The 19,966-nt window shown below is 74.0% G+C and carries 17 protein-coding genes; 9 read left to right on the top strand and 8 right to left on the bottom strand.

Annotated features, from left to right (window positions below; all coding sequences use genetic code 11):
* Nucleotides 1-35 precede the first annotated feature (35 nt).
* The 6 genes from ACGFZP_RS27655 to ACGFZP_RS27630 form a co-directional block, all read right to left on the bottom strand.
* Nucleotides 36-962, bottom strand: a complete 927-nt coding sequence (locus ACGFZP_RS27655) for an STM4011 family radical SAM protein (RefSeq protein ID WP_392938174.1) — start codon at nucleotides 960-962, stop codon at nucleotides 36-38.
* A gap of 11 nt (nucleotides 963-973) precedes the next feature.
* Nucleotides 974-2,296 carry an STM4012 family radical SAM protein gene (locus ACGFZP_RS27650; RefSeq protein WP_392938171.1) on the bottom strand — a complete coding sequence of 441 codons (1,323 nt, stop codon included), beginning with the start codon at nucleotides 2,294-2,296 and terminating at the stop codon, nucleotides 974-976.
* The gene (locus ACGFZP_RS27645) at nucleotides 2,293-3,195 is read right to left on the bottom strand and encodes an STM4013/SEN3800 family hydrolase (protein WP_392938692.1); all 903 of its coding nucleotides are present in this window, start codon (nucleotides 3,193-3,195) and stop codon (nucleotides 2,293-2,295) included. The genes ACGFZP_RS27650 and ACGFZP_RS27645 overlap by 4 nt, the downstream gene beginning before the upstream one ends.
* Before the next feature lie 107 nt (nucleotides 3,196-3,302).
* Nucleotides 3,303-4,478, bottom strand: a complete 1,176-nt coding sequence (locus ACGFZP_RS27640; RefSeq protein ID WP_392938169.1) for an STM4014 family protein — start codon at nucleotides 4,476-4,478, stop codon at nucleotides 3,303-3,305.
* 122 nt (nucleotides 4,479-4,600) lie between these two features.
* On the bottom strand, nucleotides 4,601-5,536 hold the full coding sequence (locus tag ACGFZP_RS27635; RefSeq protein ID WP_392938166.1) for an STM4015 family protein: 936 nt from the start codon (nucleotides 5,534-5,536) through the stop codon (nucleotides 4,601-4,603).
* A 48-nt stretch (nucleotides 5,537-5,584) separates the two neighbouring features.
* Entirely contained in the window at nucleotides 5,585-6,538 is a 954-nt protein-coding gene (locus tag ACGFZP_RS27630; protein ID WP_392938163.1) for an STM4015 family protein, read from the bottom strand.
* A gap of 152 nt (nucleotides 6,539-6,690) precedes the next feature.
* Between ACGFZP_RS27630 and ACGFZP_RS27625 the strand changes: the two genes are divergently transcribed.
* Nucleotides 6,691-7,017, top strand: coding sequence for a hypothetical protein (locus tag ACGFZP_RS27625; RefSeq protein WP_392938160.1), 327 nt, complete (start codon nucleotides 6,691-6,693; stop codon nucleotides 7,015-7,017).
* Nucleotides 7,018-7,190: 173 nt separating this feature from the next.
* Here the strand turns inward: ACGFZP_RS27625 and ACGFZP_RS27620 are convergent, their stop codons facing one another.
* The gene (locus tag ACGFZP_RS27620; protein WP_392938157.1) at nucleotides 7,191-9,422 is read right to left on the bottom strand and encodes an RICIN domain-containing protein; all 2,232 of its coding nucleotides are present in this window, start codon (nucleotides 9,420-9,422) and stop codon (nucleotides 7,191-7,193) included.
* 248 nt (nucleotides 9,423-9,670) lie between these two features.
* Here ACGFZP_RS27620 and ACGFZP_RS27615 point away from each other — a divergent pair, with 248 nt between their 5' ends.
* The 8 genes from ACGFZP_RS27615 to ACGFZP_RS27580 all read left to right on the top strand — a co-directional run bounded on the left by ACGFZP_RS27615 (nucleotide 9,671) and on the right by ACGFZP_RS27580 (nucleotide 18,856).
* Nucleotides 9,671-10,558 (top strand): SIS domain-containing protein, encoded by an 888-nt coding sequence (locus ACGFZP_RS27615; protein ID WP_392938155.1) that lies wholly within the window; start codon nucleotides 9,671-9,673, stop codon nucleotides 10,556-10,558.
* On the top strand, nucleotides 10,555-11,505 hold the full coding sequence (locus ACGFZP_RS27610) for an ROK family protein (protein ID WP_392938154.1): 951 nt from the start codon (nucleotides 10,555-10,557) through the stop codon (nucleotides 11,503-11,505). The genes ACGFZP_RS27615 and ACGFZP_RS27610 overlap by 4 nt, the downstream gene beginning before the upstream one ends.
* Nucleotides 11,502-12,551, top strand: coding sequence for a 1-phosphofructokinase family hexose kinase (locus tag ACGFZP_RS27605; RefSeq protein WP_392938152.1), 1,050 nt, complete (start codon nucleotides 11,502-11,504; stop codon nucleotides 12,549-12,551). The genes ACGFZP_RS27610 and ACGFZP_RS27605 overlap by 4 nt, the downstream gene beginning before the upstream one ends.
* Nucleotides 12,529-13,392, top strand: coding sequence for a ketose-bisphosphate aldolase (locus ACGFZP_RS27600; RefSeq protein WP_392938151.1), 864 nt, complete (start codon nucleotides 12,529-12,531; stop codon nucleotides 13,390-13,392). The genes ACGFZP_RS27605 and ACGFZP_RS27600 overlap by 23 nt, the downstream gene beginning before the upstream one ends.
* 69 nt (nucleotides 13,393-13,461) lie before the next feature.
* Nucleotides 13,462-15,228 carry a beta-galactosidase family protein gene (locus ACGFZP_RS27595; RefSeq protein ID WP_392938149.1) on the top strand — a complete coding sequence of 589 codons (1,767 nt, stop codon included), beginning with the start codon at nucleotides 13,462-13,464 and terminating at the stop codon, nucleotides 15,226-15,228.
* A gap of 365 nt (nucleotides 15,229-15,593) precedes the next feature.
* Entirely contained in the window at nucleotides 15,594-16,907 is a 1,314-nt protein-coding gene (locus tag ACGFZP_RS27590) for an extracellular solute-binding protein (protein ID WP_392938146.1), read from the top strand.
* Between the two features lie 69 nt (nucleotides 16,908-16,976).
* A complete protein-coding gene (locus ACGFZP_RS27585; protein ID WP_392938144.1) occupies nucleotides 16,977-17,933 on the top strand; it encodes a carbohydrate ABC transporter permease in 957 nt (318 codons plus the stop codon).
* Nucleotides 17,930-18,856, top strand: coding sequence for a carbohydrate ABC transporter permease (locus ACGFZP_RS27580; RefSeq protein ID WP_392938143.1), 927 nt, complete (start codon nucleotides 17,930-17,932; stop codon nucleotides 18,854-18,856). The genes ACGFZP_RS27585 and ACGFZP_RS27580 overlap by 4 nt, the downstream gene beginning before the upstream one ends.
* A gap of 96 nt (nucleotides 18,857-18,952) precedes the next feature.
* Here the strand turns inward: ACGFZP_RS27580 and ACGFZP_RS27575 are convergent, their stop codons facing one another.
* A complete protein-coding gene (locus ACGFZP_RS27575) occupies nucleotides 18,953-19,711 on the bottom strand; it encodes a DeoR/GlpR family DNA-binding transcription regulator (RefSeq protein ID WP_392938140.1) in 759 nt (252 codons plus the stop codon).
* Nucleotides 19,712-19,966: the final 255 nt, after the last annotated feature.

The following is a 19,966-nucleotide window of genomic DNA, read 5'->3' as shown; positions in this document are numbered from 1 at the left end:
ACCCGGAAGGTGACCGGCTGTTGCGCCGGGGCCCGTCACCAGCCGTGCGGTATCCGCTCCAGCACGCCGTCGCCGAACAGGTCGTACAGCGGCAGCGTCTCCAGGTGCACATAGCCGATGTGGCAGTCGCAGACCGGCGACGGGCAGGCGCGCGGCTGGAGCCGGGAGCGGTACGAGCCGTCGTAGAGGTTGCCGAGGACGTCCCGGACGAAGTGGCAGCGGCGGACGGTGCCGTCGCCGTCCACCGAGAGCACCGACTCACCCGTGCGGCAGGGGCGGCCGCCGCTCGGGTGGGCGTGCCGGCTGTAGCCGAAGTGCGGGTCGAGCGCCGTCCAGTCGGCGGCCTCGGCGTCGGTGTAGACGCGGCCCTCGGCGGCGTTGACCCACAGGTAGACGCCGGGGGAGAGCTCGTCGCGCAGCCGCCGCGCCCCGGCCAGGTGCTCGGGCTGCCCGACCACGCCGACGCTGTACCGCACCCCGAGGGCGTCCAGTTCGCGACACTTGGCGAGGAAGCGGTCGTGGGTGACCTGCCCCGGGTGGTACGTCACCCAGAGTGCGAGGGTGGCGGGGTCGGCCTCGGCCAGCCAGTCGGTGCGGCAGCTGAGGTTGGTCTGGACGGCCACCCTCCGGACGTGCGGCAGCCGGCTCAGATCGACCAGCGCGCGCCGGTACCAGGACCGGACCAGCGCCTCGCCCCAGGGCGTGAACAGCAGGGACAGGGTGTCGCCCGTCTCCCGCCGCCCCGCGACCCACGCGGTGAACCGCTCCAGCGCGGCGCGGTCGGTGCGCAGCTGCTCGGGCGTGTCGCGCCGCTTGGCGAACGGGCAGTACGGGCAGTCGTAGTCGCAGGAGGCCAGCGGGCCCCGGTAGAGCAGGCTCAGGTCGAGCCCCCGGTCGGCAGGGTCGGTCGGGGTGGCCGCGTCGGTCAGGGCGGTCGAGGTGGCGGGTGGGGCGGAGGGCATGCCGAGGAAGGTCATTTCGCCTCGTACTCGGCCATCAGGGTGCGGACCTCCGGCGAGAAGAGCATCGGACCGACCGCATCAGAGTGGGCCAGCCCCTCGGGGGAGAGCACCAGCCGCTGCGGGTCCTCCGCGAGCCAGCCGCGGGCCGCGAACCCGGCCAGCTCGGTGGGGAAGTCCTCGGCGGGTGTGCGGCCGAAACGGGCGCGGTACTCGGCCAGCGGCATGCCCTCGGCCTGCAGCAGCGACTGCACGAGGTGGCGGCGGCGGATCTCGTCCGGTGTCATCAGGCGGCCGACCTCGGCGCGGCCGAAGTCCTCGGTGGCCACGTAGCTGTCGATGATGCCCCGCACCTCGGTGGCGCTCACCGCGTAGTCGAAGGAGTAGTGCAGCTGCGAGGTGTACGAGCGGGCGCCGCAGCCGAGGCCGACCATGCCGTCCGTCTGGCAGGCGTACTCGCTGCTCCCGGCCTGCGGGGAGGCGGCGCGGCGGAACATCCGCATCGACACCTGCTGGTAGCCCTGGGCGAGCAGGTGGTCGCGGCCGACGCGGTAGAGGGCGAGCCGGCGGGCGTCCCAGGCGGCCGGGCTCTCCTGCTCGCCGCGGCGGGCGAGACCGGTCAGCGGCCGTACGTACAGCGGGTAGAGGTACAGCTCCTCGGGCTGCCAGGCCAGGGCGGCGTCCAGCGACCGCAGCCAGCCGGCCTCGGTCTGGCCGTCGATGCCGTAGATCAGGTCGATGTTGAGGATCGGGAACCCGGCCGTGCGGATCCGCCCGAGGGCGGCCTCGACATCGGCGCGCCGCTGCGGGCGGACGGCCGAGCGGGCCTCGTCGTCCAGGAAGGACTGCACGCCCAGGCTCAGCCGGGTGGTGCCGCGGGCGGCGAGGACCTCCAGGCGGTCGGAGGTGGCGGTGGCCGGGGAGGCCTCGACGGAGAGCGGTATCGACTCCAGACGGGCGCCCATCCGGTGTTCGGCGATGTCGCAGAGCCGTTCCAGCTCGCCGGCCGTCAGGTAGGTGGGCGTGCCGCCGCCGAACGCGGCGAGCGCGAAGCGGGCGTCGCCGTCCAGCGCCTCGCGGACGGTGGCGGCCTGCCGGTCGAGCGCGTCCAGGTAGGCGGTGGTCAGGCCCTCGGGGCTGCCGATCCGGGTGAACAGGTTGCAGAAGCCGCAGCGCACCTCGCAGAACGGGATGTGCAGGTAGAGCGAGAGCGCGTGCTGCGGCTCACCGGCCCACTGCGCGGACAGCGCGGGGCGCTCCGCCAGCGGCCGGTACGCCGTCTTGTGCGGGTAGGCGTAGACGTACGACTGGTAGGGCGACTCCGGCGCCGTGGTCATGCGGTCTCCTCGGCGGTGTGCGGTGCCGCGGTGGTCGGTGCCGACCCGGCGGTGTGCGGTGCCGCGGTGGCGGGTGCCGACGCGGCGGTGTGCGGTGACAAGGGGATGGTGAAGTGGGCGTACGGGACCGTCCAGACCACCTCGTGGCCGATCCGGTGGCCGGTGTAGCCGTCCTCGCCGTACGCCGTGCCGTGGTCGGAGCAGACGATCGCGAAGCACGGCCGCCGCGCGCTCATCGCGGCGAACAGCCGGCCGATGTGGGCGTCCACGTACTCCAGGGCGGCGGCGTGGCTCTCCCGGGAGTCCCCGTGCTCCCTGGTGGCGCCGGGCAGGTGGAACCAGTTCGGCTGGTGCAGCGCCGCGACGTTGACGAACAGGAAGAGCGGCTGGTCGGCGGGCTGCGCCGCGGCGACCTGCTCGGCACGGGCGACCTGCGCCTCGAAGGAGGTCGGGGAGGGCACGCCCATGGCGGGCTCCCAGTGGCTCTCCTGGAACAGCCCGGGCAGGACCGAGCCGAGCGGGCCCTGCTTGTTGAAGAAGCCGACGCCGCCGATGCAGACCGTGCGGTAGCCGGCCGCGGCGAGCGCGCCGGGCAGGTCGGGCGCGTCGAAGACCCAGGTGCGCGGGGCGGTGCTCTCCGACCCGGCGAAGCGTGCGGCGAACAGCCGCGGGTGCGGCCCGTCCGGGGAGGCCGGGGTGGGGAGGAACCCGGCGAGGATGGCCTGGTGCGCGGCGTAGGTGAAGCTGCCGGGGGAGTGCCGCCGCTCCCAGCGGCCGCCGGGCAGGAAGGCCGCGAGGTGGGGGATCCGCCCGGCGGCGGCCAGCTCCTCGGCGACGTCGAAGCGCAGCGTGTCCAGGGTGACGAGCAGCAGGTCGTGACCGCCCACGACGGCGTTCATGTCGGGCGCCTGCTGGGGCGTCCGCTGGGGCGTCCGCTGGGGCGTCCGCTGGGGCGCCTGCTCGGGCGCGGCGATCGGGTCGTTCATCGGGTCGTTCATCGAGTGGTTCACCGGGTTGGTTCCATGGTCGGGTGGCTCTCGTGCCGTCGGTGGGTCGGGAGGTTCTCGTGCGGGCGGCCCGGGGCGCCGGGCGGGGCCTCGGGCCCGCGCAGGGCGGCGATCTGCGCACCGTAGGTGTCGAGGCCCTCGGCGGGGCCGCCGGGCAGGCCGGTGAGGTTCGGCAGCAGGTCGCCGAAGGCGTTGACCTCGCCGACCAGGGCCCGCCGCCAGTGGGCGGTGGGCAGGACGTCGACGCCGACCATCGGTGAGCGCGGGAAGCAGGCGGCCGCCCGCTCGGCCGTCTCCAACAGGCCGGGCCAGGCGGGACCGGCGGCCTCCCGGGCCAGGTCGAGGCTGCCCCGGGCGCCGCCGAGGTGCAGGTTGGTCATCGGCTGACCGCTGGTCCGCACCACCACGTGGGTGGCCCGCCCGGCGACCACCACCACGCGCAGGTCCGCCGAGCGGCCGGACTGGGTGGACTTCGGGATCCACTGCTCGACGTGCAGGCCGTCCGGCGCGAGACGGTCGACCAGCTCGGCGGCCTCCCGCTCGCTCCGGTAGCGGCGGACCCGCAGCGAGTTGTGCAGCCGTCCGTCGGCCAGCTGCACCGAGGTGGTGGCCAGCACCTGCCCGCGCGGGCCGAACTCCAGTGCCACCACCCCGGATGCGGACGAGCCGTGCGCGGGCTTCACGAAGACCCGGCGCAGCCCGGCCGCCCGCAGCCGCTCACAGAGGTCGTCCCAGCCGGACACCCCCGGGTCGAGGGCCCGGGGCACCGGCACCCCGGCGGCGGCCAGCCGTGCGTGCGCCCGGCGCTTGTCGAACATCACGGCGATCTCCTCCGGCTCGCCGAGCAGCCGGACGCCCGGCACGCGTGCGAGACCGCGCAGGGCCGCCATCACCCCCGCGTACCAGGCCGCGCCGCCCTCCACCCTGGTCGGCGCGTAGGAGGCGCCGAGGGCGGGCCCGCGCAGCAGCTCGTCCACCGCCTCCTCCTCGCCGGGCGACTCGATCCGCAGCACGCTGCCCTCGGGCAGCCGGTACGTGCCGCGCAGCACGTCGATCCAGGGCAGCACGGCCGGCTCGGGCAGCCCGGCGGCCCGGGCGGCGGCGGCGAACAGCGTCACCCGCCGGTGCCCGGGGTTGCCGAGGACGGTCAGTCGTGTGGTGGTCGCGTCGTTCATCCTGGTCCGCTCGCTGTGGTTCCTGTCGGGACGCCTGCGGGGTCGCCCGGCTGCGGGCCCGGCCGCCCGGTGCCCGCCCGGCTGCCCGGCGCCGGGCCCGGCCGACTCCCGGTGCCGAGCGGCTACTCGGCGACCGCGACGTACCAGTCCTCGGGGTCGTCCTCGTGGTTGGCGTGCCCGAGGTCGACGGCGACGCCCGGCAGGGACTCCCGCAGCCGCTGCTGCAACTCCTCCGTCAGGTAGTGGTGGTGCAGGTCGAGCGCGCGCAGGTGGGTGAGCGGCTGGCCCTCGATCAGCGCGGCGGCGCCTTCGTCGCCGAGCATGCCCATCGACAGGTTGAGCGAGTCGAGCTGTGCGACGACCGGCGCGTGGGCCACGGCGGCGGCGATCTCGTCCTGGTACTCGCTGTTCTGCAGGCCGAGGTGGCGCAGGGCCGGGAACCGGGTGCCGTCGAGGAGGGGCGCCAGGTCGTCGATCGTGGAGTCGCCGCCGTACTCGTCCACGCCGAGCCAGAGTTCGAGCCGCTCCAGCGCGGGGAGCTCGGAGCCGGCCACGGCGCGGACGACCGCGGAGGGAAGGCCGCCGGCCTCGAAGCCCAGCGCGCGCAGCCGGTCGTGCCGGACCGCCTTGAGCCCCAGCTTGCCGCCGCCGCGCACCCGGAGCTCCTCCAACTGCGGGAAGGACTCCAGCGCGGAGGTGACGTCGCACATCTCCAACCAGGAGATCTCGCACTCGTCGTACGTCACGTCGCCGACGAACAGCGCCCGGAGTGCGGGCAGCCGCCCGGCGTCGCGCACCACGGCGTCGAGCGCGTCGTCCAGTGCGTCGTAGGAGTTCTGCCACCACGGGCCGATCACCAGGGCCCGGACCCCGGCCGGGTCCACCTCGGCGAGGAAGGCCGACCACACGGTGGCGAAGTCGTCGGCGGAGTCGTAGGCGAGTGCGATCCGCCAGGCGGCCTCGCCGGGCGCGGGCTGCGCGCGGGGGTGGTCCGGGTCGTTCGGGAAGTCGAACACCGGCAGTCCGTGGAACTGCTCGATGTGGTGGTTGACGGTCACACGGGCTCCTGCACCTGGGCGTGGACGAAGGCGGGCGGGGGCGTACTGCTACTCGGCGACGGCGACGTAGCGCCACTCGTCGTCCGGTCGGCCGGCCCCGGAGAGGTCGACGTCGACGCCGGGCAGCGCCTCCCGGAGCCGCTGCTGCAACTCCTCCGTCAGGTAGTGGTGGTGCAGGTCGAGCGAGCGCAGGTGGGTGAGCGGCTGACCCTCCAGCAGGGCGGTGGCGCCCTGGTCGGTGAGGACGCCCATCGACAGGTTGAGCGACTCCAGCCGGGCCACCACGGGCGCGTGGGCCGCGGCGGCGGCGATCTCGTCCTGGTACTCGGCGTCCTGGAGGCCGAGGTGGCGCAGCGCGGGCAGCGCGGTGCCGGTGAGGAACGGTGCCAGGTCGTCGATCGTGGAGTCGCCGCCGTACTGGTCCACGCCGAGCCAGAGCTCCAGCCGCTCCAGGAGCGGGAAGTCGCAGGCGGCGATGGAGCGGACCACGGTGGCCGGCAGGCCGCCCGACTCCAGGCGCAGCGCCCGCAGGTGCTCGTGCCGGACCGGCTGGAGCGACAGGCCGACGCCGTCGTCCCCCTCCTCGCAGGACCCGCGCACCACCAGCTCGGCCAGCAGCGGGAACGACGTCAGCAGCGGCGTCATGTCGGCCATCGGCAGCCAGGAGATCTCGCACTCCTCGCTGATGATGTCCCCGACGAACAGCGCGCGCAGCGCGGGCAGCCGCCCGGCCGCGCCGACGATCGCCTGCAACGGCTCGGCGAAGCTGTCCGGCTCGTCCGGTGACCAGAGCCCGACCACGACCGCCGAGACCCGGCTCGTGTCGACCGCGTCGAGGAACTGCTGCCAGCACTCGGTGAAGGTCTGCGGGGACTCGTACTCCAGGCCGATCTTCCAGGCGACGGCGGCCGCGTCCGGCAGCGGGCCGCCCTTCTCGACCGCCTGGACGAAGTCGAGCACGGGGAGGCCGTGGAAGGTGTCGATGTGGGTGTCGACCGTCATGCGCTGCTCCTCGGTGTGTGGGCCGAACAGATGTCTACCAGTCGGCTCCGACAATCCGGTGCCGGGGTCGGTGGTCGGGCGCGTTGTCAGACCCGTGCCCTACGTTCGCGGCGTGGGATTCCGACGCCCGTCGGATCGCCGAGGGAGGGCTGATGTACCGCCAGGGTGATGTGCTGATCGTTCCGGTCGTGGAGAGCGCGGTGCCGCCGCGGGTCGGCGCGCTGGGCGCGCAGCCGCGGGACGTGCGGGGCCGGATGGTGCTCGCGCTGGGCGAGGTCACCGGCCACGCGCACGCCGTGGTGGGCCCGGGGGAGCTGCGCCGCGAGGCCGGGCCGTTCGGTGCCGCCTGGCTGCACCTGCCCGAGGGCGGCCGGGTGGTGCACGAGGAGCACGCGGTGATACCGCTGCCCAAGGGGTGGTACCGGGTGGTGCGTCAGCGCGAGTACGTACCGGGCGCGGTACGGATCGTCGCGGACTGAGCGCACTGAGCGCACTGAGCGCACTGAGCGCACTGAGCGCACTGAGCGCACTGAGCGCGCACTGAGCGCGCTGGTCCGGACGGGCCGGGACGACGCCGGGGACCGGCAGAGGGGCGTGTGCCGCCTCGTCCGGTCCCCGGCGTCGTCCGCGGGCCCGCCCTGGGGGCGGGGTCTCAGCCGATCGTCCAGCGCTGCAGCACGGAGCCGGTGTCCGGCTGCTGGGTGACGAACGCCCCGTTGCTGGCGGAGGCGGTGGTGAGCAGCAGGTGGCTCTGCTGGGAGGCGACGCGGTAGCCGCCCGCGACGGCGGTGACGAGCCAGCGCTGGTTGGCGGCGGGCTCCGCGGCGCAGGGCCACTGGATCACCTCGGCGCCGGCGGAGGTGGAGGCGCCGCTGACGTCCATGCAGAGCTTCGACTCGGCGTTGACGATGCGGTAGGCGCCGTCCGGCAGCCGGGTGAAGACCCACTTCTGGTTGGCGCCGCCGGTGGGGCTCCAGGTGATCAGCCGGGTGCCGTTGGCGGTGGAGTGGCCGGGGTCGTCGAGGGCCTTGCCGACGACGGTCAGGGTGTGGGTCCCGTCGAGCGGCGGGTCGGTGGTGGTGCCGGTGGCGGTCAGGGTGAGCGTCTGCTCGCCCGCGGTGCGGGTGCCGCCGACGGCGTCGCCGGTGGTGTTGGTCCAGCTGCGGACCGCGGTGGTCTCGGCGGGCCGGTCGGCGGTGGAGGAGAGGCCGAGCACCAGGCCGCTGTAGCGGTTGACCAGCTTGACGGTGCCGGTGGCCGTTCCGGCGGAGGAGGTGGACCGGATGACGAACCACTGCTGGCCGACGGTGGGTCCGCCCGCGCCGGCGGGGGCCGCGGTGGGCCGCGCGCCCCAGGCCCGACCGGCGACGGCGGTGGAGTCGACGCCCAGCAGTGCGCCGGTGGCGGCGTTGGCGATCCGGTAGGAGCCGTCACCGTTGGCGGCGAAGCTCCAGGACTCCAGGGCCGAGCCGGTCGCCGTCGGTACCGAGGTGGTGGCGGTGCCGGTGGAGGCCTGGGCGAGGACCCGGCCGTCGGCGTTGCCGATCCGGTAGGTCTTTCCGAGGTCGACCGGCGGGGCGGCGGGGGCGGAGCTCCCGATGGTCACGTCGACGTACTCGCCGGACGCGCCGCCCGAGCAGCCGAACGCGCAGTACGAACGGAAGCTCCTGCCGACGATCGCGGAGCTGGTGCGGTTCGCGCCGTCGAGGAACCAGCGGTACCAGGACGCGGTGTGGTAGCCGCCGCTGTCGCCGATCGGGAACCACTTCTGGGACGCGAGGTCGGTGGTGGCGTAGTACTGCTGGGGCGCCGACCCGCTCTGGTCGACCGCCTGCGGCTCGCCGATGTAGAGGCCCAGGTAGGCGTTGAAGGTGATGTCCATGACGAACAGCGGCGAGGTGGCGGGCATCCGGCCGGCCGCGACCTGCTGGGCCACCGTGCCGGTGTTCGCCGGGTCGTACTCCCCGGAGACCGGGGTGTAGCCGTCGGGGTGGGTGGCGTCGACGGGGACCATGTTGCTCTCCCGGCCGCCCACGCCGGGCTGGGACCAGGCTCCGTCGTACCACTTCTGCCATGAGCCGGGCGCCATCTTGGCGGAGATCGGCGCGCGGGCGACGTGCTCGTGGAAGGCCTTCCAGCCGCCGCTCTTCTCGACGATCCGCGAGCCGTAGAAGACGTAGAAGTAGCCGGAGGCGGTGTCGACGAACAGCCGCTGGTCGCCGTCGCCGTAGTCGTAGGTCTGGTTCGGGAACGCCGTGGTGTCGCCCCGCTTCGTGCTGTAGGGCGAGGTGATGACGTGGTCCCTGATGGTCCAGGTCCGGCCCTGGTCGGTGGAGACCGCGTAGTCGACGGCGTCGTAGTGCAGGCCGTCGCCGAAGGGCTGCGGGGTGAACTCGTTGTGGACCAGCCCGTACCAGTGGCCGGTGTCCGGATCGACCCAGACGCCGGACAGGTCGCAGAAGTTCTTCTGGGCGTAGCCCGACCCGGCGGGCGGGAAGGTCGCCTCCCGGCCGGTCGGGCTGTTGTTGCAGCGCCAGGTGGTGTCGTTGTTCCGGTCGTCGGCGTTGGCGGGGTTGACCGCGTCGCTGATCGCGGCGGACCGGGTGGCGCTGTCGAAGTCCTTGCCGCTGAAGAAGTCCCAGTACCGGGGGTCGGTCGCGCCGTAGAGCGCGGCGGACTGCTGGAAGTAGAACGTGCCGTCCTTGTCGACGTACGGGACGGCGGGGGTGTCCGTGGGGTGGGCGTACCGGGTTGGCGTGCCGACGCTCACGGTGTACGAGGCGTCGGTCGGGGCCGCCGACGCGGTCGGGGCGATGCCCGTGCTCAGCGCCAGGAGTGCCGGGGCGAGGGCGGCGGCGAGTGCTCTGCGGGGTGGGGCGGACACGAGGGCTCCTTCGGTGCTGCACCGCTGGGGGACAGGAGGGGGTCGGGTCTTCTCCGGCCCGGCGGCCGTCGGCGTGGGGCGCGACGGACCGAGCCTGCAATGGCATGCAGTATCCGGCCCCCTTGCACGCAACTGTCAACACCTCTGAGCAAATATCTGCGCACACGGGTTCCTCTGGATGTCCAAAGATGCTTGAATCGAGTCAGAAAGAAGCAGTTATCAGCAACAAGCATTGATGGAGGTGGCCGATGGCGACCCATGTCGAGGCCGAGATCGCCAGCCAGCCCGACTGCTGGCACCGGGCGGCGGAACTGGCCGCGCAATCCCGCGGAACGCTGCCGGAGACCGGTGAGCGGGTCGCGGTGATCGGCTGCGGGACATCGCTGTTCATGGGACAGGCGTACGCCGCCCTCCGGGAGTCGAGCGGACAGGGCGTCACGGACGCCTTCGCCGCCTCCGAGTTCCCGGGCGTGCGCTCCTACGACCGCGTGATCGCGCTGACCCGCTCCGGCACCACGACCGAGGTCCTGACCCTGCTGGAGCGCGTGGCCGGACAGGTCAGGACCTCGGCCGTCACGGCCGACCCGGACACCCCGGTGATGGCCGCGGCCGACGATGTCACCGTCCTGGACTTCGCCGACGAGCGGTCCGTGGTGCAGACCCGCTTCGCGACCACGGCCCTGACCCTGCTCCGCGCCCACCTGGGCCTGCACACCGAGGCGGTCGAACACGACGGCCGCCGGGCCCTGGCGGAGCCGCTGCCCGAAGGCCTGCCGGACCGCACCCAGTTCACCTTCCTCGGCACCGGCTGGACGGTCGGGCTGGCGAACGAGGCCGGCCTCAAGCTGCGCGAGGCCGCCCTCGCCTGGACCGAGGCCTACCCGGCCATGGAGTACCGGCACGGCCCGATCAGCATCGCCGCGCCGTCCACCGCCACCTGGATGCTCGGCGCCGCACCGGCCGGGCTGGCCGAGCAGGTGCGGCGCACGGGCACGCAGTGGATCGAGGGCGGGCTCGACCCGCTCGCGGAGCTGGTACGCGTCCACCGGCTGGCCGTGGAACTCGCCGCCGCCAGGGGACTGGACCCGGACCGGCCGCGCAACCTGACCCGCTCCGTGGTCCTCGCCGGCTCATGACCGCGCAGCGCCGGGTCGTCGCCGTGGACGTCGGCGGCACCGGCATCAAGGCGGCGCTGCTGGACCGCCAGGCGGCCGTCCGCCACCAGGTGCGGCGCGCCACCGGGCGCGAGCACGGCCCCGAGGCCGTCGTCGCCACCATCGTCGACCTGGTCGCCGACCTGCTGCGGCAGGCCGCCGAGCAGGGCGCCGAGGTCGACGCCGTCGGCCTGGCCGTACCGGGCATCGTCGACGAGGACACCGGGACGGGCGTCTACTCCGCCACCATCGGCTGGCGGGACGTCCCCTTCCGGGACCTCGTCACCGAGCGCACCGGCCTGCCCGCCGTCGTCACCCACGACGTCCGGGCCGGCGGCCTCGCCGAGGCCCGACTCGGCGCAGGGCGCGGCACGGAGAGCTTCCTGTTCGTCCCGGTCGGGACGAGCATCGCGGCCGCCGTGATGACCGGAGGCCGCGCCCTGCCCGGCGCGCACCACCGGGCCGGCGAGATCGGCCACCTCGTGGTGCGGCCCGGCGGGGAACTCTGCGCCTGCGGCGCCCGGGGCTGCGCCGAGACGTACGCCTCGGCCGCCGCCGTGGCCCGGCGCTTCACCGAGGCCACCGGCCGACCCACCCCCGCACCCGAGGTGGCCCGGCTCGCCGCCGCGGGCGACCGGGTGGCGCGTGCCGTCTGGAACGAGGCGGTCGAGGCCCTCGCCGACGCCCTGCTGACGGCCGTCCTGGTGCTGGACCCGCCGCTGGTCGTGCTGGGCGGCGGCCTCGCCGAGTCCGGCGAGCAGCTGCTCACCCCGCTGGCCGCCGCCCTGGCCGCCCGCGCCCGGATCCAGGCCGTGCCGCGGCTGGCCCCGGCCGCGCTCGGGGACGGCGCCGGCTGCCTCGGCGCCGGCCTGCGCGCACTGGACGCGGTGGCGGCCCGCCCGGCCCCGGAGCGGAGCCCGGCAACGTGATCGTCACCGTCACACCCAACCCCGCACTGGACCTCACCTACGGCCTGACCGTGCTGCGCCCGCACACCAGCCACCGGGTGGCCGCCGTCCACGAACAGGCCGGGGGCAAGGGCGTCAACGTGGCCCGGGTGCTGCACGCCCTCGGCCGCCGCACCACGGCGGTCCTGCCACTCGGCGGGCCCACCGGAGCGGCGGTGCGGGCCGACCTCGACCGGGCCGGCATCTCCTGCCTGGGCGTCCCGCTGGCCGCCGACGCGTCGACCCGGCGGACCGTCGCCGTGGTCGACGACACCGACGCGACCGTGCTGAACGAGCCGGGACCGGAGCTCTCCACCGAGCACTGGGCCGCGCTCCGCACCGCGGTCCGGAGCCTGCTCCCCACCGCCCGGGCGCTGGTGCTCTCCGGGAGCCTGCCCCCGGGCGTGCGGCCCGGGGCGTACGCCGACCTGGTCCGCCTCGCCCACGAGCACGGCGTGCCCGTCGTCCTCGACGCCGACGGCGCGGCGCTCACCGAGGCGCTGGACGCCCGGCCCACCGTCGTCAAACCGAACGCGGTCGAGCTGCGGCACGCCACCGGCATCGCCGACCCGCTCCACGCGGCCCGGGCGCTGGCCGACCGGGGCGCCCGGGCGGTGGTCGCCTCGTTCGGCCCCGACGGGCTGCTGGCGGTGACCCCGGACGGCACCTGGCGGGCCCGCCTCCCCCCGGAGGCCGTGGTGCGCGGCAACCCGACCGGGGCGGGGGACGCGGTGGTCGCGGCGCTGGCCGCGGCCCTCGCGGACGGCGCGCCCTGGCCGCAGGCGCTGACCCGCGCGGTGGCCCTGTCGGCCGCCGCCGTCCAGGCCCCGTACGCCGGCCGGTTCGACCCACAGGCCTACCGCGGCCACCTCCCCCTGGTCCGGATCCTCCCGGCCACGCCCACCCGCGGCCCGGCCACCCCGGCCACGCCCACCCGCGGCCCCGCCACCCCGGCTCCGCCGGCTCCTCCGGCCCGAAGCGGCCGCCACCCTCAGGAGAATCCCCATGCCCCTGGCAGCCACCGGTGACCTGGTCACCCGGGCCGCGGCCCGGCACGGCGCCGTCGCCGCCTTCAACGTCGTCACCCTGGAACACATCGAGGCCGTCGTCGCCGCCGCCGAGGCCGCCCACGCGCCGGTGATCCTCCAGGTCAGCGAGAACGCGGTGCGCTTCCACGGCGGGCGGCTGGCCCCGCTCGCCGCCGCCGCCGTCCAGTGCGCAGAACCGAGCACCGTCCCGGTGGCGCTCCACCTGGACCACGTCACCACCGGCGACCTGCTCCACGAGGCCGCCGACCGCGGGTTCGGCTCGGTGATGTTCGACGCCGCGCACCTGCCCTACGCCGAGAACGTCGCGGCCACCCGCGAGGCGACCGCCTGGGCCCACGCGGCCGGCCTCTGGCTGGAGGCCGAACTCGGCGAGGTCGGCGGCAAGGACGGCCGCGGCCCGCTGCCCGCCCACGCCCCCGGCGCCCGCACCGAACCCGGCGAGGCGAGGCGCTTCGTCGAGGAGACCGGCGTGGACGCCCTCGCCGTCGCCGTCGGCAGCTCCCACGCCATGACCTCCCGCGACGCCCGGCTCGACCACGACCTGCTCCGCGCGCTGCACGACGCCCTCGACGTCCCGCTCGTCCTGCACGGCTCCTCCGGCGTACCCGACGAGGAACTGCGCCGGGCCGTCCGGGGCGGCATCGCCAAGGTCAACATCGGCACCGCCCTGGGCGCCGCCATGACGGCCGCCGTCCGGGCCCACCTGGCGGGCGACGAACGGACCGTCGACCCCCGGTCGTACCTGGCCGCGGGCCGCGGAGCGATCATCGAGGCCGTCGGCCGACTCCTGCCGACCGTCACACCGGCGACCACCGCGTGAAGCGGCCGGCCGGTCCGCCACCGGAGCGCGGACCGGCCGCCGCTCGCCCCGCACCCACGAGGACCACCCATGATCCAGATCTCCCCGGCCGGGTTCACACTCGACGGACGCCCCCTGCGCCTGCTGTCCGGAGCCCTGCACTACTTCCGCAGCCTGCCCGAGCAGTGGCCTCGCCACCTGCGGATGCTGCGGGCGATGGGGCTCAACACCGTCGAGACCTACGTCCCCTGGAACCTGCACGAGCCGCACCCGGGCGCCCACGACTTCACCGGCATCGCCGACCTGGAGGCCTTCCTGCGGGCCACCGCGGACGCCGGCCTGCACGCGATCGTGCGCCCGAGCCCCTACATCTGCGCCGAGTGGGAGAACGGCGGCCTGCCCTGGTGGCTGCTCGCCGACCGGAACCTGCGGCCGCGTACCAGCGACCCCCGGTTCCTCGCCCACGTCGACCGCTGGTACGACACGCTGATCCCGATCATCGCCGAGCACCAGACCACCCGCGGCGGCAACGTCCTGATGGTCCAGATCGAGAACGAGTACGGCTCCTACGGCACCGACCGGGCCTACCTCGCCCACCTCGCCGACGGCCTGCGCGCCCGGGGCATCGACGTCCCGCTGTTCACCTCCGACGGGCCCGAGGACTTCTTCCTCACCGGCGGGACCCTCACCGGCCACCTCGCGACCGTCAACTTCGGCAGCCGCGCGACGGAGGCCTTCGCCGAGCTGCGCCGCCACCGCCCCCAGGACCCGCCGATGTGCATGGAGTTCTGGAACGGCTGGTTCGACCACTGGGGGGAGAAGCACACCACCCGCCCCGCCGAGGACGCCGCCGCGGCCCTGCGCGAGATCCTGGCGGCCGGGGCGTCCGTCAACCTCTACATGGCCCACGGCGGCACCAACTTCGGCACCTGGGCCGGCGCCAACACCGCCGACCCCCGCACCGGCCGGCAGTACCTGCCGACCGTCACCTCCTACGACTACGACGCCCCGCTGGACGAACGCGGCGCCCCCACGGCCAAGTTCTGGGCGTTCCGCGAGGTCCTGTCGGCCTACGCGGACGGCCCGCTGCCGCAGCCCGAGGAACTCCCGCCCACCCTGGAGCCGCGCCGGATCGAGCTCGACCGGTACCTGCCGCTGGCGGACGTCGTGGACCGGCTGTCCACCGGGGAGGTCCGATCCGCCGTCCCGCCCAGCTTCGAGGAGCTCGGCCTCCAGCACGGCCTGGTCCGCTACCGGACCACCATCCCCGGCCCGCGCACCGACCACCCGCTGACCGTGGAGGGGCTCGCCGACCGGGCCCACGTCCGCGTCGACGGCACCCACCTCGCCACCCTGGAACGCGACGCCGAGCACGAGCCGCTGCGGGTGCCGGTACCCGCCGAGGGCGCCCGCCTGGAGCTCCTGGTCGAGTCGATGGGCCGGGTCAACTACGGTGCCGGGATCGGGGACCGGAAGGGCGTCGCCGCCGTCCTGCACACCCAGCAGCACCTGCACGGCTGGAGCGCCGACCCGATGCCGCTGGCCGACGGCACCCCCGCCCGGCTGCCCTGGGACACCGCAGGACCCCCGGCGGACCGCCCCGGTCCGTCCTTCCACCGCGGCCTGTTCGAGGTCGAGGAGCCGGCCGACGGCTACCTCGCGCTGCCCGGCTGGACCAAGGGCTACGTCTGGGTCAACGGGTTCCTGCTCGGCCGCTACTGGGACCGCGGTCCCCAGCGGACGCTGTACCTGCCCTGGCCGGTTCTGCGCAGCGGCCGCAACGAGATCGCCGTCCTCGAACTCGACCGGTGCGCGGAGCCCGCCGTGCACCTCGTACCCCGGCCCGACCTCGGCTGACGGCCGCCGCCCGACCGGCCGGGACACGGCCCGCCACCCGGCGGGCCGTGTCGAAACCGAGACCGCTTCGTGCTCCGAACCCCTAGGAAGATGCTCGATATTGAGCAATACTGCTCGATAGTGAGCACCTGGGAGCAGCGTGGCGATTCGGCGGACACGCGACCACCGCCCCCGCGGCCTGGCCCGGCCCCTGCCCGGAGAGGCGGCGGCCGACCCGCGGCGGCACTCCCGGCGGGCTCCCGCCCCCGAAACCCCAGCCCCTTCCGCCGACCCCCCCACCCAGCCCGGACCCGCCCGCGCCGACCGCCCCCACCCGGCGCCGTGCCGCGGCGACCGAGGGCCCGTACACGCAAAGGACCAGATCCATGGCGAAGACACGAATCCGCACCCGCATCCTGACCGCGGCCGCCGCGCTGCCGCTGCTCGCCGGCGTCGCGGCGTGCGGATCCGGCGGCGACGGCCCGTCCGGGGCCGACGGGTCCGCCGACGTCACCTTCTGGGGCTGGGCACCCGGATACGAGGAGGCGGTCGCGCAGTTCAACGCGGGCCACCCCGGAGTCCACGTCACCTTCGAGAAGATCGTCCCGGGCAGCAAGGGCGGCTACGCCAAGATCTTCGCGGCCGTCAAGGCCGGCAACGCGCCCTGCCTGGCCCAGGTCGGCTACGAGTCGCTGCCCAGCTTCGTCGTGGAGGGCGCCGTCCAGGACGTCGACGGCGAGAGCGGGCAGTACCAGCCGCAGTACGGCGAGGCCGCCTGGAACGCGGTGAAGGTCGGCGGCCGGGTGTACGGCATCCCGGTGGACATGGGGCCGATGGCGCTCTACTACCGCACCGACCTGTACGCCCAGTACGGCCTGAAGCCGCAGGCCACCTGGGAGGAGTTCGCCGCGGACGCCGCCAAGGTGCGGGCCGCCAACCCGAACGGCTACCTGAGCGTGTTCAACCCGGACGACCCGTGGTGGTTCGCGGGCATGTCCGCCCAGGCCGGCGGCAGCTGGTTCGGCACCGACGACAAGGGCTGGAAGGTCTCGCTGGCGGGCGACCCGGGCACCGCCAAGGTCGCGAAGTACTGGCAGGGCCTGGTCGACAAGGGCCAGATCAAGTCCGAGCAGAGCTTCAGCCCCGACCTGTACAAGGACCTGCAGGACGGCACGCTCGCGGCCTACCCCGGCCCGGTCTGGTTCTCCTCCACCCTTGAGCAGAACGCGGCACAGGCGGCCGGCAAGTGGGCGGTGGCCCCGATGCCGCAGTGGCAGGACGGCGCCAAGTCGACCGGCAACGACGGCGGTTCGTCCACCGCGGTGGTCAAGGGCTGCAAGAGCACCGCGGCGGCGCTGCAGTTCGCCAACTGGATGAGCACGGACCCGGCCGCCGTCGGCACGCTCGTGGACAAGGCCGGCATCTACCCCGCCTCCACCAGCGGCACCTCGGCGCCGGCCCTGGCGAAGCCGAACGCGTACTTCGGCAACCAGCCGATCTTCGACGTCTTCAAGCAGTCGACGGCGCAGGCCCCCAAGTGGAGCTGGGGCCCGACCATGACCCAGACCTCCAGCGACCTCACCGATGCCTTCGGCGCGGCCGTCGCCGCCCACGGCGACCTGACCGCGGCCCTGGGCACCGTGCAGAACAAGACGGTGGACGCGATGAAGGCCAAGGGGCTGACGGTCACCGCCGGCTGACCGGCCCGCCGGCGGACCCCGCGTCCGCCGGCCCCGGACCGACCACCGCCCGTACGAGAGAGATTCCAGATGAGCGCAGCAACCCAGGTGGTGACGGGCCGCACCGGCCCCGAGGCCACACCCGCTCGGCGGGGACCGGCCCGCAACCGCGCGGCCCTCGGCTTCCTCCTCCCCTTCGGACTGTTGTTCACCGCCCTGTTCCTGCTGCCCATCGGGTACGCGCTGTGGCAGAGCCTGTTCCGGATCGAGCGCTCCGGCCTCGGCTTCGGCCCGGCCAGGACCGTCTTCGCGGGACTGGGCAACTACTCCGCCGCCCTGGGGGACGGCTCGTTCGTCGACGGCATCGGCCGGGTCCTGCTGTTCGGCGTCGTCCAGGTGCCGCTGATGCTCGGTCTGGCCCTCGGCCTGGCCCTGCTGATCGACGCGAAGGGCACCCGGCTGCGGAGGTTCTTCCGGCTCGCCTACTTCCTCCCGTACGCGATCCCCGGCGTCGTCGCCACCATCCTGTGGGCGTTCCTCTACCTCCCCGGCACCAGCCCGCTGGTCTCCGGCCTGAAGAACATCGGCATCGACGCCGACTTCCTCTCCCCGGACACCGTGCTGTGGTCGATGGCCAACATCGTCACCTGGACCTGGACCGGCTACAACATGCTGGTCATCCTCTCCGCGCTGCAGGCCATTCCCAGCGACCTGTACGAGGCCGCCGACCTCGACGGCGCAGGGCCCTGGCGGATCGCCTGGCACATCAAGATCCCGCTGGTGGCCCCCGCGCTGGTGCTGACCGGGATCTTCTCGATCATCGGCACCCTCCAACTGTTCACCGAACCCATGGTCCTGCACTCACTGGCCTCGACCGTCTCCGCGGACTACACCCCCAACATGGCGGCGTACAACGCGGCCTTCGGCAACAACGACTACGGCAAGGCGGCGGCGATCGCCGTCCTGCTGGCGCTCGCCACCTGCGTGCTGTCCTTCACCTTCCTGCGCCTCTCGGTGCGCCTCACCGGAAAGCGGGTGACCGCATGAGCACCAGACTGCAGCGCCGCCCCGCGCAGGCCGGGCCCGCCCCGGCCCGGCGCCCCGCCAGCCGCCCCGGGCCCGACCGCCTGCCGACCGGGCGCCGCCCACGGGCGAACGTGCTGGGCACGGCCGTCCTGTTCACGCTGTCCGCCTACTTCCTGCTGCCCGCCTGGTGGCTGCTGGTGGGCTCCACCAAGACCAGCAGCGACCTGTTCGGCACCGGCGGCCTGTGGTTCTCCGGCTTCCACCTCGGGGACAACCTGCAGGAACTGGCCACCGCCAACCACGGCCTCTACTTCCGCTGGCTCCTCAACACCGTGCTGTACGCGGGAGTCGGCGCCGCGGCCGCCACGCTGCTCGCGGCGATGGCCGGCTACGCGCTCACCAAGTACCGGTTCCGCGGCCGCGAGGCGGTGTTCAACACGATCCTCGCCGCGGTGCTCGTCCCGGCGCCGCTGCTCGCCCTGCCGGTCTACCTGCTGCTCTCCAAGGCCCACCTGGTCAACACCGTCTGGGCGGTCCTGCTGCCCAGCATGATCAGCCCGTTCGGCGTCTACCTCTGCCGGATCTACGCGGACGCCTCCGTCCCGGACGAGATCCTGGAGGCCGCGCGGATGGACGGCGCGGGGGAGTTCCGGATCTTCTTCACGGTGGTCCTGCGGATCTTCTCGCCGGCACTGGTGACGGTCTTCCTGTTCCAGTTCACCACCATCTGGAACAACTTCTTCCTCCCGCTGGTCACCCTGTCCGACCAGAAGCTGTGGCCGGTCAACCTGGGCCTGTACTACTGGAACGGGCTCAAGGACCACACCCCGTACAACCTGGTGGTCACCGGCTCCCTGGTCTCGGTCGTCCCGCTGGTCGTCGCCTTCCTGCTGCTGCAGCGCTTCTGGCGCACCGATCTGACGGCGGGCGGCGTCAAGGCCTGAGCCACACACCCTGCGCCGGCACCTCGGCCGAGGCACCCCGCCCACGCCCCGCCGCCCTTCCCGGGCGGCGGGGCGCCTGCGTTCGCGGGCGCCGGCTCAGGCCCGGCGCACCCGCACCCCGCAGTTGGTGAAGGCCTTCTTCTGCGCGTCCGTGAGGCCGTCGTCCGTGACCAGGTCGTGGACCTCGGAGAGCGGGCAGATCCGGGCGAACGTCACCTTGCCGACCTTGGTGCTGTCGGCCAGCACGACGGCCCGCGCGGTGCTGCGCAGGAACGCACGGTCGGTCTGGGCCTCCATCTCGTCGTGCGTGGTGCAGCCCTCCTCGGCCGTCAGGCCGTCCACCCCGATGAAGGCGATGTCCAGGTGGTACTGGGAGAGCATCCGGTCGGCGGCGGGGCCGACCAGCTCATAGCTGGCCGTGCGGGCGATGCCGCCGATCACCACCAGCCGCACCTCGGGGCGGACGATGAGGTCGGCGGCGATGTTCACCGCATTGGTCACCACGGTGATACCGGAGCGCTCGGCGAGCACCCGGGCCAGCTCACTGGTGGTCGTGCCGCCGCTGAGGCCCACCACCGCGCCCTCCGGCACGAGTTCGGCGGCCGCCTGGGCGATCCGGCGCTTCTCCTCCCGCTGCTTCTCGCTCCGGTGGCGCAGCGGCAGTTCGAGGTTGACCGAGCCGGTCACCGCGCCACCCCGGGTGCGGTGCAGCAACCCCTGCTCGTGGAGCTCCTGGAGATCGCGGCGGACGGTCGCGGTCGAGACGTCCAGCAGCTCGGCGAGCGCATGCACGTCGGCGCTCCCTGCTTCGGTGACGTGCGAGAGGATCCGGGCGGTGCGATCAGCTTTGAGCATGACGTGAGTCTAGCCCGCTCGGGCGTCGACTCGCCTGGGTGGGGCCGTTTCAGGCGTTCCGGCGGGTCGGCCGCGAGCCTGGCCGCGCGCTCGAAGATGAGTATGATGGCTCGATATCAATCAACTTCACTCACAGTCTGCGGCCGACCGCAGAACCGCCGGAGGTGACCGCGTGACCGCGGACCGAACTGCACTGGCCGGCGCCCGCCTGGTCCTGCCCGGCGGTACCGTCGAGGGCGGCCGGATCACCGTCGA

This window comes from Kitasatospora sp. NPDC048239 (genome assembly GCF_043202015.1).
In the GTDB taxonomy this organism is placed as follows: domain Bacteria; phylum Actinomycetota; class Actinomycetes; order Streptomycetales; family Streptomycetaceae; genus Kitasatospora.
This window is presented reverse-complemented; position numbering and strand designations above follow the sequence as displayed.

Bases quoted from the DNA above. Each gene is read 5' to 3' on its own strand.
- ACGFZP_RS27575 (WP_392938140.1), bottom strand. From the start codon at position 19,711: ATGCTCAAAGCTGATCGCACCGCCCGGATCCTCTCGCACGTCACCGAA.
- ACGFZP_RS27640 (WP_392938169.1), bottom strand. From the start codon at position 4,478: ATGAACGACGCGACCACCACACGACTGACCGTCCTCGGCAACCCCGGG.
- ACGFZP_RS27650 (WP_392938171.1), bottom strand. From the start codon at position 2,296: ATGACCACGGCGCCGGAGTCGCCCTACCAGTCGTACGTCTACGCCTAC.
- ACGFZP_RS27600 (WP_392938151.1), top strand. From the start codon at position 12,529: ATGCCCCTGGCAGCCACCGGTGACCTGGTCACCCGGGCCGCGGCCCGG.
- ACGFZP_RS27610 (WP_392938154.1), top strand. From the start codon at position 10,555: ATGACCGCGCAGCGCCGGGTCGTCGCCGTGGACGTCGGCGGCACCGGC.
- ACGFZP_RS27630 (WP_392938163.1), bottom strand. From the start codon at position 6,538: ATGACGGTCGACACCCACATCGACACCTTCCACGGCCTCCCCGTGCTC.
- ACGFZP_RS27580 (WP_392938143.1), top strand. From the start codon at position 17,930: ATGAGCACCAGACTGCAGCGCCGCCCCGCGCAGGCCGGGCCCGCCCCG.
- ACGFZP_RS27645 (WP_392938692.1), bottom strand. From the start codon at position 3,195: ATGAACGCCGTCGTGGGCGGTCACGACCTGCTGCTCGTCACCCTGGAC.
- ACGFZP_RS27625 (WP_392938160.1), top strand. From the start codon at position 6,691: ATGTACCGCCAGGGTGATGTGCTGATCGTTCCGGTCGTGGAGAGCGCG.
- ACGFZP_RS27585 (WP_392938144.1), top strand. From the start codon at position 16,977: ATGAGCGCAGCAACCCAGGTGGTGACGGGCCGCACCGGCCCCGAGGCC.
- ACGFZP_RS27655 (WP_392938174.1), bottom strand. From the start codon at position 962: ATGCCCTCCGCCCCACCCGCCACCTCGACCGCCCTGACCGACGCGGCC.
- ACGFZP_RS27590 (WP_392938146.1), top strand. From the start codon at position 15,594: ATGGCGAAGACACGAATCCGCACCCGCATCCTGACCGCGGCCGCCGCG.
- ACGFZP_RS27595 (WP_392938149.1), top strand. From the start codon at position 13,462: ATGATCCAGATCTCCCCGGCCGGGTTCACACTCGACGGACGCCCCCTG.
- ACGFZP_RS27615 (WP_392938155.1), top strand. From the start codon at position 9,671: ATGGCGACCCATGTCGAGGCCGAGATCGCCAGCCAGCCCGACTGCTGG.